Origin of the sequence: Flavobacterium suncheonense GH29-5 = DSM 17707, assembly GCF_000430025.1 — a bacterium.
GTDB lineage: Bacteria > Bacteroidota > Bacteroidia > Flavobacteriales > Flavobacteriaceae > Flavobacterium > Flavobacterium suncheonense.
Window position 1 is genome coordinate 284,012 of sequence record NZ_KE387020.1, and the last position, 12,667, is coordinate 296,678.

Consider the following 12,667-nt stretch of genomic DNA (forward strand, 5'->3'; position numbering starts at 1 on the left):
ATGGCTGATTTAGTAAAAGAATTCAACGATTACCGTTCGAAAATGAACGAAAAATTATTGGCCGACGACAACAAAGTCATCAAGCGCATTTTCAACCTGGACACCAATGCCTATATGGAAGGCGCGCTGGACGTAAAAACCAAAGAACTTTTGGGCTTGGTAGCTTCTGCCGTTTTACGCTGTGACGACTGCATCAAGTATCATTTGGAAACCTCGCACAAACAAGGCATTACCAAAGCGGAAATGATGGAAGCCATGAGCATCGCCACGTTGGTAGGCGGAACGATTGTCATTCCCCACTTGCGAAGAGCCTACGAATTCTGGGAAGCTCTGGAAAACCAAACTAAATAATTTGTTAATGTGTTGATTTGGTTATTTGTTTATTCGTTAATTTGCCGAATAACCAAATAACCAAATAACCGAATAACCGGAAACCGAATAACCGACAAAATGAAACTAAGAGCCGAAAATATAGTCAAAACCTACAAAGGACGAAGCGTTGTAAAAGGCGTTTCCGTAGAAGTGAACCGTGGTGAAATCGTAGGACTGCTTGGACCGAACGGTGCCGGAAAAACCACTTCTTTTTACATGATAGTAGGTTTGGTAAAACCCAATGCCGGGAACATTTACCTGGACGACATGAACATTACGGATTTCCCGATGTACAAACGCGCCCAGCACGGCATCGGCTATCTGGCTCAGGAAGCATCCGTGTTCCGAAAACTGAGTATCGAAGACAATATTTTAAGCGTTTTGCAGCTTACCAATCTTTCCAAAAAAGAGCAGGAAGCTAAAATGGAATCGCTGATTGACGAGTTCAGTCTGCAGCACATCCGCACCAACCGCGGGGATTTATTGTCCGGAGGAGAACGCCGTCGTACGGAAATTGCCCGCTGTCTGGCCACTGATCCGAAATTCATCTTATTGGACGAACCGTTTGCAGGTGTTGACCCGGTTGCCGTGGAAGACATTCAACGAATTGTTGCCCAGCTGAAAAACAAAAACATCGGAATTCTGATAACCGACCACAACGTTCAGGAAACTTTAGCGATTACCGATAAAACGTACTTAATGTTTGAAGGCGGCATCCTGAAAGCCGGAGTTCCGGAAGAATTAGCCGAAGACGAAATGGTCCGAAAAGTCTATTTAGGACAAAACTTCGAGTTGAGAAAGAAAAAATTAGAATTTTAAAATACCAATCCCGACTAACCCCGGGATTTTTTATTGCACTAACAGCAACCATCTCCCTTATCCCTTGTCACTTATCCCTTTTCACTTCTCACTTCTCACTTCTCACTTCCCAACACAAAGCGCTTTCAAATCTTCCTTGTTTCCGTTAAAGATGTTTACATCCACCAAACCTTTTATTCCGGGAACCTGCGCTTTTTCCGTAAACTGCCAGAACAGCCAGTCTTTTTTTATGTTATCCACAAAGAAATTGTAATTCGCAATCCAAAACGGATAGCCTTTGAACTCCTTTTTCAGAAAATCAGCATAATAACTTTCTCCGGAATAAATAATCGGTTTTACCTTGTAGTGCTTTTCCACGCGGTTTAGCCAGCGTCGCAGGCCAATTTTTAAACTGTCAATTGATTGGTTTTTAGGCAGTTTTTCGATGTCTAACACCGGAGGCAAATCGCCTTTTTGAAGCCGTACGGTGTTGATAAAGTTCTCGGCCTGTTCCAGCGAATTTTCATTCGGTCGGTAATAATGATAGGCTCCGCGGATAAAATAATGTTCTTTGGCCGCTTTCCAGTTTTCTTCAAATCGGCTGTCGGGTCTGTTATTTCCGGCCGTTGCTCTGATAAAAACAAAAGATAACGGGAAATCGTCTTCAATTTTATCAATTTTGTCCCAGGCAACAGCGCTTTGATATTCCGAAACATCGAAACCCACCACTTTGGTATCATGCCGGCTCAGGACTTCAAAAATGCGGATGTCCTGGATTTTCCGTTCTTCTTCGGTTAATTCGGTAGCGCCGTGATGACTCCTGAATCCGAAATAATACAACAAACCGTTCCGAAAATGGTACACCGTTCCGAAAACAAAAAAAACGAACAAGACACCAAAGACAAATAACGTTATTTTACCAAAAGAGACACTCTTAGCTTTTTTGGCTCTGGATCTTGCGGGCTTTTTCGATACGTTTTTCTTCGCGGGGAAACGCTTCATGAATTACACCTGCTTGCTTACAACTGTATTTTGCAACACCGACAATACAACATAAAAAAGGATAATCATCGGGATGGCCAAAAACTGGAACAACACCAATAAAATGGCAGCAACCACCAAGAAAATCACCTGCAGTTTATTTTTATCCCAACTGAAATATTTTACTTTCAAAGAAAACAGCGGGATTTCCGCATTCAGCAAATAAGCACTTAAAAAGCTGATACCCACCAGAAAATAAGGATTGCTCAGTATATCGGACAACCACTCGTACTGATTAGCGAATAAAATCATCGGAATACTCATGATCAGCAGGGCATTCGCCGGTGTTGGCAAACCTATGAAAGAATCGGTCTGACGGTCATCAATATTGAATTTGGCCAGGCGGAAACAGGACGCAATCGTAATAATAAAACCAATGTAAGGCACAACGCCCATGTAGTACGTATCCGGTGTTAAGTTATAGATATCCTGATTTTCCTGAATATCCGACAACATTTTGTACATCACCACACCCGGAACCACGCCGCTGGTTACCATATCGGCCAACGAATCCAACTGTACGCCTAACGGACTCTGCGCATGAAAGATACGGGCAAAAAAACCATCCCAGAAGTCAAAAAAGATTCCCAGACACACCAGAGAAAAAGCTTCGTTATAGTTCCCGTTAAAAGCGTGAATTAGTGCTAATAAACCGCAAATAAGATTTAAAAAAGTAATCAGATTCGGGATTTGTTTTTTAAATGCCATAGATTTTATTTTATGAGAGACAAAGTTATACAATAAGTTACATAAAATTGAGTTTACTATTTGAGATTTTTATACCATATTTGTAAAAATAATTGGCTTTGAAAAAAACCTACGCTTTCATATTACTTTTTACCACCTTATGTTCCTATAGTCAGGCTGTTAGAAAATACTCCAACGAATTCATGAATATCGGAGTAGATGCCGCAGCGTTAGGTATGGCCAATGCCGTTACCGCGCATACCGGGGATGTAAATTCCGGATACTGGAATCCCGCAGGGTTGTTAAAAATGGAAGACAAACAGCTTTCGCTGATGCACGCCAGTTATTTTGCCAACATTGCCCAATACGATTATGCCGGATTTGCCATGCCGTTGGACGACCGAAGCGCCGTTGGGGTATCCTTAATCCGTTTTGGGGTGGATGACATTCTGAATACCACACAATTAATTGACAGTGAAGGTAATATCGATTACAACCGCATCAGTCTTTTTTCCACTGCAGATTATGGCTTGACCGTTTCCTATGCCCGCGCCATGCCGGTACAGGGTTTTAATTACGGTGTGAATGCCAAAATCATTCGCCGCATTATCGGAAAGTTTGCGAATTCCTGGGGCTTTGGCTTCGATTTGGGCGCCCAGTACGAAACCAAAAACGACTGGAAATTCGGCGTAATGCTTCGCGATATTACCACTACTTACAACGTTTGGGCCATTGACGAAGACGAATACCAGAAAATCAAAGACGCTGTTCCGGGCGAAAATCAGGAAATGCCGGAAACTTCCGAAATTACGCTGCCTAAAGCTCAGCTTGGGCTTTCCAAAAAATTTACCATTCATTACGATTATACCATTTTAGCAGCGGCCAACCTGAACATGCAGTTTGCCAAAACCAACGACCTTATTGCTTCAGACATTGTAAGCATCGACCCGGCCATCGGTTTTGAAGCTGGCTATATTGATTTGGTATTCCTTCGCGGAGGCGTGGGCAACTTTCAGCATATCACCGAAATCGACAATTCCAAAAGCCTCAGTTTCCAGCCTAATATCGGTGTAGGATTTAAATACAAAGGCATACAAGTTGATTATGCCCTTACGGATATCGGTGACCAAAGCGCGGCCCTGTATTCCAACATCTTTTCCTTAAAAATTGATTTCAGCATTTTCCGATAATATGAAATTCCTGTTCCAAGCCTTTTTCTCAGTTTTCTTATTTAGCAACATACATTTCAGTTACGGACAAATCCCATTATCCGGCAATGCAGAAATCAGCCTGTTAACTTGTGGGACGGGCGATCAGTTATACTCGATTTACGGACATACTGCCTTGCGCATCAACGATCCGGAAAAGGGAATTGACATTGTTTACAATTACGGAACTTTCGATTTTTCCACGCCTAATTTTTACGGAAAATTTGTAAAAGGCGATTTACAGTATTTTGTATCGACCAGTTCATTTGAGGAATTCAACTATTCGTATGTGTACGACAACCGGGAAATTACGGAGCAGGTTTTAAACCTTACCCAGCCGCAAAAACAAATGATTTTCAATGAATTGTCTGAAGTTTTAAGTTCGGAAAAACGTTTCTACACCTATAAATTCATCGACCGTAACTGCACCACGATGGTGGCCGATCTCATCAACAGCGTGCTGCCGGAAAAAATATCCACCAAAATTCCGGATACCGAAAAAACCTATCGCACCATTTTATACGGCTATCTGAAAAACAATTTCTACGAAAACCTGGGCATCAACCTCATGTTCGGAATCAAAACAGACCGCAAATCCGACAAGTTATTTCTGCCGGTTGAATTACAGCAAGGTGTCTCACTTAGCCGCAACAACAACGAAAGCCTTGTAAAAGAGGAAAAAACCGTCTATAAAAAGGTTGAAAACGGCTCGAACAAATCGCTGTGGAACAATTATTTTTCCTTTGTAGTACTGATGCTAATCCCTTTGTTGTTCTCAGGAAAACGAATATTTCAGCTGATTTGGCTGACCCTTAGCGGTGTATTGGGTATTTTCTTTGCTACGGTAGGCTTGTATTCCGAACATCAGGAAGTTTTATGGAATTACAATGTCCTGCTGATGAACCCTTGTTTTTTGGTACTGGCCTTCCTGCTCTTACAAAAGAACACCAACGGGATAAAAAAGATGATTATTTTCTGCAGCCTGTGTTTAATCGGATACACAGCCTTCATTGCCGCAAAAGTACAATTAGTGATGATGTTGCCTTTAATCCTTACCAATGCGGTACTTTTCTATCAAATCTGGAAAAAACACAGCCCAAAACCCGAAAAGTAAAAACGGAATTCACCACCTCTTACTTATCCCTTTTCACTTATCCCTTCTCACCTCTCACTCCTCTACTGTCCTCTGAAAAACAACACCGTACTCAGTGTTTTAATCACAACGTTCAAATCCAGAAAAGGACTGCGGTGTTTGATGTAGTACAAATCGTATTGCAGTTTGATCAGACTGTCGTCGATGCTTTCTCCGTAAGCATGTTTTACCTGTGCCCATCCGGTAAGCCCCGGTTTAATCACATGTCGGGTATGATAAAAAGGCATGACTTCCGCTATCTGTTCCACAAAAACAGGGCGTTCCGGTCTTGGTCCTATTACCGCCATATCGCCTTTTAAAATATTGATAAACTGCGGAAATTCGTCAATACGGGTTTTGCGCAAAAACTTCCCGAAAGGCGTAATCCGTGTATCGTTGGAAGAAGCAAAAACAGCGCCTTGCGCCTCCGCATTTACAATCATACTCCGGAACTTGTAAATTTTAAACGGCACACCGTTTCGTCCCACGCGTTCCTGGGTATAAAGCAACGGTCCCCGGTTTGCCAAAAAATTACCAATCACTAAAAACGGCAGCAGCAGCAACCCAACGGTAAGCCCGATGAGCGACACAACGATATCAAACAAACGAATCGCTAAAACGTACAAACGGTTGTTATTACTTCGGCTGAACGGGAAATACTTGTAAAAATCTTTTTCCGCATACTGCACCGGCAAACGATACGTACTGGCCTCGTACACCTGCGAATACTCCCGGATGATGATTCCGCTTTCCAGTAAATGCAAAAGCTTGTCGTATATTTCCACCGGAACCTCATCGGTACTTTTCTGAGCGACAACAACTTCGGAAATCGCATTTTCTTTAATAAATTGCTCTATCTCCTCAATATCGATACGCTGTATTTTTACTTTCTTCCGGGCCGATTCTTTGGTGCTTAAATAACCCATTACTTTGTAATTCGGATCGGCTTTTTCCAGCTCGTGAATCAGGTTGTCTACGGTTTTGTCTTCCCCCAGAAAAAGCACTTTTTTATAAAAACGGTGGGAAGCCAGCATTTTCTGGTAAAACATCCGCCATAAAAACAACGCCCCTAAAATGGCCACATAAAAGAAAACAATCTGTAAACGGTTTTTAGGCAATGGCGGCGTAAGGATGGGCGTTAAAAGATAAACCGCTACCGTAGCGGTTGTGGTAAGCACTATACTTTTAATTATCTGAAACTGATTGGAAGCCACCTGAAGGTTATACATCTCGAAAAGCGTTCCGAAAAAAAGCAGGTAAAACGCCAAAACAAAAGTCCAGTAGTAATTGTGAATGGAAACTCGGAAATATCCGAATTCAAAGGCATACGAAATGGCGTACAAAGCCAGCAAAACAAAAAACACGTCGAACAGTCGCAAAAGGATTTTCCTTTCGGATATTTCAAAATGTATTTTCCTGTTTGAAGTCATTTACGTTCTGTTTGGTGCAAAATAACAAATTATTGTGCAATTGAAATCACAAGACTTCAAAAATAAGTTACAAAAATGAAGCTTTTCAACAGGCTTTCGGCAAGAAATACCTATTGCAGCAAAGCAATCCACAACTTTTTAACGGATTCCCAGTCCCAGTTCAGGGCTTTTTGCCGGCCTTGTAATGAAAGGGTGTGAGCCAATTCGGAAGTTGTAAGCAGTGCATCAATGGCAGATACCATGCCGGATACATCATTGGCGTTAACCAAAAGGGCGTCCTTGCCGTCTTCCAGCAAATAGGGAATACCGCCCACATTGGTACTAACTACGGGTAGCCCCAGGGCCATGGCTTCCATGACACTTACCGGGGTGTTGTCGAAATTGGTGGTGTTAATAAAGATATCGTATTCTGCTGCTAAGGCGGTCCAGTCCGCTTTGGACAATTGTCCGGTAAAAGTAACGGTAACACCCTGTTGTAACGCGTACTGTCGGGTAGCTTCCAGACTGCCGTCTTTATCCGGGCCTACCATACAAAGTTCGGTATCCGGATAGTTTCGCTGCAGCGCTACCAGTACATCCACAGCCATTTTCGGATTATAAAGCGCTGCAAAAGCCCGTACCCAAAGCAGTTTCGGCTTTATGTCTTTTCGTTCTTTAAAAGGATACTGTGATATTACGATGCTGTTAGGAATAAAGCTTACATTGGTAAATCCTGCTTTTTCGAAGGCATGCAGCAGGTAATGGGACGGGGCGATGTTTTGGTGGGCATAACCAAAAATCATGCTGCAAAGCAAAGGATTCTGTTTTAAACGGTAAGGAAGATTGCCGCCATGAAGTATGGGAATGTATTTTTTAGTAAGCACACGGCAAAGCTGACTCACCGCAAATGCATACCAGAACGCCGAAGTGCTGTAGGTATCTATCAAAACATAATCTGCTTTTCGGTAACGGAACACGGAAAATAACATATCCGCAAAACGAAGTAGCACGTTTTTTTGCGACGAAGCGGTAGCAACACGGTAACCAACAGCAGTCAGGTTTTGACTAAGGGTTTCCAATGTGGTTACATTTAACCCACTCCCCGATAATTTATTCCCTATGTACAGCAGGTTTTTCAACGATGGATACTTTTAAGAGTGATAAGGCATAAACAAAGGCTGGGGCTGCTAGTCGCATGGCTGCGTGGTTGATGGTGAGAAGCCAGAAAACAACAAATGATAATAAAAAAATATGCTGTCTGTTATCTAAATAAAGCACGACAGGAGTGATTAATAAAATTAAAAGACATATGACCCCCAAAAGCCCGTGTTCTGCCAACATTCTTGATATTTCATTATGGGAGGCAGCCTCAATCCCTGTCATTTCTTCTCTGTATTCTTTGTTTTTTCCTACCCCTATACCCGTTATAGGATTATCCAAAAACATCTTTAATTCCGCTTCAATCAGTTTTTCTCGCCCCGTCAGTTTACTCTCCTTAACCCTTCCCCTGGCATCTTGATTAGCATAGCGCTTATCAATCAAACCACCTGTTTGCACTGAACTGTAAGTCCAGATTCCTATAAGCAATACAATGGAAGTCACGACAAAACTTATAATTTTTGATTTTGCCCGTGAATTGGCAAACAACATTAAAACAACCAGGAGGAGAAATATCATAATTCCTCCAGCAATAACACCTCCTCGCGAAAATGTTACAATCCCCCTAAAAGTAACCAAAACCAACAAGAGTATATCAACAAATCTTGCCTTTCGTCCTGGAGACATTACCACAACTTTAGCGAAAAAGAGAAAAATACCTAATCCTAAAATAGTTGAAACCTGATTCGGTCCAAAACCTCCTGAAGTCTCAAAATTTGACTGCGTATCTGTTACAACATCTTTAATACTGGGAGTATATAAAAACAAGTAAGTAACTGTTGTAACAATAGGAAAGGCCATTGCGTGAACAATATTCATTAAACCAGACAGTGTTATTCTTCGCCTGTAACAATAAATTGCAGATATTGCTAAACAAACAGGACCAATGATATTAAACGTAATAGCCTTACGAATGTTCGTGTCAAAATTCAAAGAAAAGGTACCAAGGATAACCCCTGGAATTAACAGAAGTAAAAAAATCCAATACGGGTAGGCACTCTTTGAAAAACCTCTGTAAAACATCCCTAAGATCAAACTGCCCATAACCACATATTTGGCATATTGCTCTCCGAAGTTACCTTCGGTCATCCTCAAAAAAACCTCTGCTCCAACTATATAGCCTGCAAAATAAAGCGATTCATTATTTGCGTTACGGTTTTTAATTACCATATAAAACCCAAATAACGCAATTATAGCGGCATACAATTTCGAAAAAACAGGTATGAAGAAAACTACAACACCTATCAGGATGTGTACAACCACCAGCTTGCTATAAGGTATAACTTTTTTTTCTTGCACTACAATGATTGATAAAAAGTGACTATGGTTTTAATTACAGCTTCCTTAGAAAAATTATCGTTTACGAAGGTATGCAAGTTTTTCGCAAAAGCAATTCTTAGATTAGTGTCTGCGACTAAAATTTTCATTTTGGTTACGATTTGCTCTTCATTTAAAGGTTCAACCAAAAAACCTGAAACACCATCGCTCACCACATTAGAACAATAACCAACATTAGTAGACAACACAGAGAGTCCTGACATCCCATATTCTAAAAGTGCCACCGGAAAGCCTTCGTAGGTTGAAAGTAATACCCCGATATCACATTGCTTTAATATAGAATATACGTCTGAACATCCTCCATAAATATATATGTTATTCTGTAATTGCATTTTTTCTGTCAACTGCTTCAAGGAATTCGAATAACTATCATGGTAGTCATTACCAATACAGTGTAGTGTCCATTCAGGATTGGCCTTTGCAACAACAGCAAATGTTTTCAGCAAAGTACTGTGGTTTTTAGGATTTCTTAAATTAGCCAAACAAACAATACGTTTTCCTTCTTTACCTTTAAGCTGGGTAATTGATTTCTCTTTTTCAGGAATACAGGTAAAATTAGGTATATATCTAATATTCTTTGATTTTAAATGCTGTCGGGACCACTCCTCTAAAACTGTACTGCAGGTAATCACACCTTTAAAAAAGCCTGATAAAAGAACTATAGGTTTATTTTGTTTTAAAGAGAGTGCCGCTCTGTTACCATTATGATCGTGCCACACAATTTTACATCTTACTCCTAAAAATTTAACCAATACGGCATAAAAAAAAGAAGAACTATGAGCGTGAATGATATCTATTTTATTGTTCTTAATGTATTTTTTTAATTTTAATAAAGCTCTAATATCAAGAGATTTACGTTTGTCCAAAAAAACATAATCAACCTTCGTTGATAATTGTTCTTTTAAAGCCCCTTCTTTTCGGGTAGCAATAAGCCCTGAGAACTCGATTTCATCTGCTAATGCATTGGCAAAATTAACAGCCATCCGCTCGGCTCCTCCTGTTTGCAAACTGTCTATTAACTGTACTACCCTCATTTTTCAATAAAAATCAAGAAAATATATTTCCTGCCAATAATTGCTTAACCTCGCTCTCAAAAAACTCTAAAGTAAACTGTCGGGACCAAGTGGCTCCTTGCTTAGAAGTTAAGTTATAATTCTCTTCAGAATTAAGACATGACTCAATCTCACTTACATCGGTTGTAATATCCATCGTTAAAAGTACGCCTCGTTTTCCGGAATCTAACATACTGGAAACACATGACACAGGTGTAGCAATAGGCACGCAACCCCAAAACATAGCTTCAGCAACCACTTTTGGCCAGCCCTCACTCTTAGACGGAAGCACTAAAAAATGGCTGTTTTGATAAGCGTTTTTAATTTCGTCAGATGCCTTATTTCCATATAATTGCATAATAGCTGAAAGGTTCTTTTCCTCGATATACTTTTCAAGTGAATTACGCTCGGTTCCTTCCCCATATAAATCCAAAGATACTGAATAGCCTTTATTGGCTAATTTCTCAACTAACTGAACAGCATAAAGCGGCTGCTTACCGGGTGATAATGTTCCGACAAACAGAAATCGTATGGCATCAAAACTTTTAGTTTGTAACGGAAGTATAGTGCTTTCGGAGTATGATGCTGTAAAAAAAGGCTTTATATTTTTAGTACTCTTAGGCCATTCTCCATATACCAGCACTTGCATATTTTTAGTTAAAAACATACTGCTTAAAATCCATCTTTGCAAACGGTAGGACCACGGCTGCTTGCTTTTTGGATCCCAATTTCCCGCATATTTTGCTGTTTTTTTCTTCCAGGGGAAGAAAATCTGTACGATACTCGCTAATAAACCCACATTTCCCGGGCATCTCAGATGGATATGGTCTGCCCAAAACATGGCCTTGAAAAGCACCAAAAAATTAAACGGAATTTGAATCAATCCTTTTAAAACAGTCTTAAAAGATTTGACATCAAAATCAGACAAACGGAAATTTTTATAAAACTGAAATGGTATTTCCGATACAAGCAATCCGTTTTCATCTTTCCATACCGGACAGCAAAAAGCTACTTCATCTGCATAATTTGCCCATATCTTCATTTCCTTAATGTAAGGACTATAAGCAAAAGTACCTGTTTGCTTTTTAATAATGGGTGCGTTAGAAACAATCAGAAACTTCATTAAATATATCCTTTTGAACCCTTTTCGGAAATTTTCACCGCAGGATTACCCAACATTACACTACCCGATTCAACATCTTTATTAACCAGTGAACACGCACCGATGAGTACATCATCCCCAACAATAATTTTACCGGCAACGACCGAATTTGGCGCTATATAAACATTGTTCCCGATGACAGGCACGCCTCTTTTTTCTCCCAGTCCTGAAACACCGATAGTAACACCTTGCGAAATATTACAGTTATCCCCGATTTTAGAATTTGCATTTAGAATTATCCCGCCAAAATGACCAATATAAAAGGAATGACCGATTTGAACAGAAGCCGGTATTGAAATACCTGTTAATATTTCTAACATTTTCTGCCAAATCAAACAAACAAAAAGCAATAGGTGTCTTAATCCCGGGATGGAAATTTTCCTGTAGATAAAATTCGCTGTCCTATACTGAAAAATTACCCAGAAACCCTGAGTAAAGAATACTATGGAAATAAAATTCCCGCCATATTTTTTATATTTCCTGTAATCAGAAAGTAACATTTTATCTTTTTTGCATTTTCATAGTCAAGTGCATACAACTAAACATTGAACTATCACAAGTTTGTGAAGTTTCCCAGTCTTCTTTGTGCCATCTTCTGCCAATTGCCTGTCTTTTTTCCTCATTCATTGGTACAAAATTTAACAGAAAAAACCACTTAGACTTTCCTAATACACCACGTCTTTCAGTTATATCAAAAGCTTTGTCAAACTTATAATACGTTTTCTTAGTAAAAGGCCACTCCCAGTCTTTATCGGATTGAAAAGGTCTGTAAGCTGCTCGTACAATTTTTATAGGCAAACTGGTTTCCAAAGGGTCATAACTTATTATTTCTCCGTTTGGTGCTAATTTTTGATTCAATCTATTGATCAACATGTCTACATCCTGAAAATGATGCAATACCCCATAAGCATAAATTAAATCGAAATCTTTATCTGGGAAGTCTGCATCAGAAAGAAAGTCTGCCGCTATCGCATTTGCTGTTGGTATATCTTTTAATTTTTGATTCAACTTTTCGATAGCCACATCACTTAAATCCAGTCCAATATATTCCTTACTGTTTTGAGCCAGATATAAACTCAGGTTATTTCCGGAATAGCAACCCAAATCAAGCACTCTTTTCTGAGATAAATCACCAAACCAAGATTGGTGTAACTTATATGCTTCCTGTTGAATACCAATACTTTTACGAATCTTCCCCAGTAATCCACCTCTAATTTTAGACCACATTTCTGTAACAAAATTGCGCTTTTTAGTATTGTAAAATTCTTTCTGCTTCTTATTTAATTCAATAATATCTTCCTTTTTCATAG

Annotated in this window: 13 protein-coding genes; 4 read left to right on the forward strand and 9 right to left on the reverse strand. The window is 39.9% G+C overall.

Annotation, left to right across the window (positions count from 1 at the left end; translation table 11 throughout):
* Together G498_RS0111550 and lptB are read left to right on the forward strand one after the other, a co-directional pair.
* Complete coding sequence (locus G498_RS0111550; RefSeq protein WP_026981291.1) at nucleotides 1-351, forward strand: carboxymuconolactone decarboxylase family protein; 351 nt, start codon at nucleotides 1-3, stop codon at nucleotides 349-351.
* Nucleotides 352-450: 99 nt separating this feature from the next.
* Entirely contained in the window at nucleotides 451-1,191 is a 741-nt protein-coding gene (lptB, locus tag G498_RS0111555; RefSeq protein ID WP_026981292.1) for an LPS export ABC transporter ATP-binding protein, read from the forward strand.
* A 102-nt stretch (nucleotides 1,192-1,293) separates the two neighbouring features.
* Here lptB and G498_RS0111560 read toward each other — a convergent pair whose 3' ends face one another.
* Complete coding sequence (locus G498_RS0111560; RefSeq protein WP_026981293.1) at nucleotides 1,294-2,172, reverse strand: glycoside hydrolase family 25 protein; 879 nt, start codon at nucleotides 2,170-2,172, stop codon at nucleotides 1,294-1,296.
* Nucleotides 2,173-2,175: 3 nt separating this feature from the next.
* Nucleotides 2,176-2,919: a CDP-alcohol phosphatidyltransferase family protein gene (locus tag G498_RS0111565; protein ID WP_026981294.1), complete on the reverse strand. Its 744-nt coding sequence runs from the start codon at nucleotides 2,917-2,919 to the stop codon at nucleotides 2,176-2,178.
* Between the two features lie 98 nt (nucleotides 2,920-3,017).
* Between G498_RS0111565 and G498_RS0111570 the strand changes: the two genes are divergently transcribed.
* Nucleotides 3,018-4,088: a putative type IX sorting system protein PorV2 gene (locus G498_RS0111570; RefSeq protein ID WP_026981295.1), complete on the forward strand. Its 1,071-nt coding sequence runs from the start codon at nucleotides 3,018-3,020 to the stop codon at nucleotides 4,086-4,088.
* 1 nt (nucleotide 4,089) lies between these two features.
* Nucleotides 4,090-5,220 carry a lipoprotein N-acyltransferase Lnb domain-containing protein gene (locus G498_RS0111575; protein ID WP_026981296.1) on the forward strand — a complete coding sequence of 377 codons (1,131 nt, stop codon included), beginning with the start codon at nucleotides 4,090-4,092 and terminating at the stop codon, nucleotides 5,218-5,220.
* 62 nt (nucleotides 5,221-5,282) lie between these two features.
* On the opposite strand, the gene G498_RS0111580 is transcribed toward G498_RS0111575, so the two are convergent.
* The 7 genes from G498_RS0111580 to G498_RS0111610 all read right to left on the reverse strand — a co-directional run bounded on the left by G498_RS0111580 (nucleotide 5,283) and on the right by G498_RS0111610 (nucleotide 12,665).
* On the reverse strand, nucleotides 5,283-6,668 hold the full coding sequence (locus tag G498_RS0111580; protein WP_026981297.1) for a sugar transferase: 1,386 nt from the start codon (nucleotides 6,666-6,668) through the stop codon (nucleotides 5,283-5,285).
* A gap of 110 nt (nucleotides 6,669-6,778) precedes the next feature.
* Nucleotides 6,779-7,786 (reverse strand): glycosyltransferase family 4 protein, encoded by a 1,008-nt coding sequence (locus G498_RS0111585; RefSeq protein WP_026981298.1) that lies wholly within the window; start codon nucleotides 7,784-7,786, stop codon nucleotides 6,779-6,781.
* Complete coding sequence (locus G498_RS0111590; protein WP_051269877.1) at nucleotides 7,758-9,104, reverse strand: O-antigen ligase family protein; 1,347 nt, start codon at nucleotides 9,102-9,104, stop codon at nucleotides 7,758-7,760. The genes G498_RS0111585 and G498_RS0111590 overlap by 29 nt, the downstream gene beginning before the upstream one ends.
* Nucleotides 9,104-10,177, reverse strand: coding sequence for a glycosyltransferase (locus G498_RS0111595; protein WP_026981300.1), 1,074 nt, complete (start codon nucleotides 10,175-10,177; stop codon nucleotides 9,104-9,106). Before G498_RS0111595 ends, G498_RS0111590 begins: the two co-directional genes overlap by 1 nt.
* Nucleotides 10,178-10,190: 13 nt before the next feature.
* Complete coding sequence (locus G498_RS0111600) at nucleotides 10,191-11,318, reverse strand: glycosyltransferase (RefSeq protein ID WP_026981301.1); 1,128 nt, start codon at nucleotides 11,316-11,318, stop codon at nucleotides 10,191-10,193.
* Complete coding sequence (locus G498_RS0111605) at nucleotides 11,318-11,857, reverse strand: serine O-acetyltransferase (RefSeq protein ID WP_026981302.1); 540 nt, start codon at nucleotides 11,855-11,857, stop codon at nucleotides 11,318-11,320. The genes G498_RS0111600 and G498_RS0111605 overlap by 1 nt, the downstream gene beginning before the upstream one ends.
* 1 nt (nucleotide 11,858) lies before the next feature.
* Nucleotides 11,859-12,665, reverse strand: a complete 807-nt coding sequence (locus G498_RS0111610) for a class I SAM-dependent methyltransferase (protein WP_035744462.1) — start codon at nucleotides 12,663-12,665, stop codon at nucleotides 11,859-11,861.
* Nucleotides 12,666-12,667: the final 2 nt, after the last annotated feature.

Excerpts from the sequence above, each read along its gene's own strand:
- G498_RS0111575 (WP_026981296.1), top strand. The coding sequence starts at position 4,090 with ATGAAATTCCTGTTCCAAGCCTTTTTCTCAGTTTTCTTATTTAGCAAC.
- G498_RS0111580 (WP_026981297.1), bottom strand. The coding sequence starts at position 6,668 with ATGACTTCAAACAGGAAAATACATTTTGAAATATCCGAAAGGAAAATC.
- G498_RS0111610 (WP_035744462.1), bottom strand. The coding sequence starts at position 12,665 with ATGAAAAAGGAAGATATTATTGAATTAAATAAGAAGCAGAAAGAATTT.
- lptB (WP_026981292.1), top strand. The coding sequence starts at position 451 with ATGAAACTAAGAGCCGAAAATATAGTCAAAACCTACAAAGGACGAAGC.
- G498_RS0111560 (WP_026981293.1), bottom strand. The coding sequence starts at position 2,172 with ATGAAGCGTTTCCCCGCGAAGAAAAACGTATCGAAAAAGCCCGCAAGA.
- G498_RS0111605 (WP_026981302.1), bottom strand. The coding sequence starts at position 11,857 with ATGTTACTTTCTGATTACAGGAAATATAAAAAATATGGCGGGAATTTT.
- G498_RS0111565 (WP_026981294.1), bottom strand. The coding sequence starts at position 2,919 with ATGGCATTTAAAAAACAAATCCCGAATCTGATTACTTTTTTAAATCTT.
- G498_RS0111550 (WP_026981291.1), top strand. The coding sequence starts at position 1 with ATGGCTGATTTAGTAAAAGAATTCAACGATTACCGTTCGAAAATGAAC.
- G498_RS0111595 (WP_026981300.1), bottom strand. The coding sequence starts at position 10,177 with ATGAGGGTAGTACAGTTAATAGACAGTTTGCAAACAGGAGGAGCCGAG.
- G498_RS0111600 (WP_026981301.1), bottom strand. The coding sequence starts at position 11,318 with ATGAAGTTTCTGATTGTTTCTAACGCACCCATTATTAAAAAGCAAACA.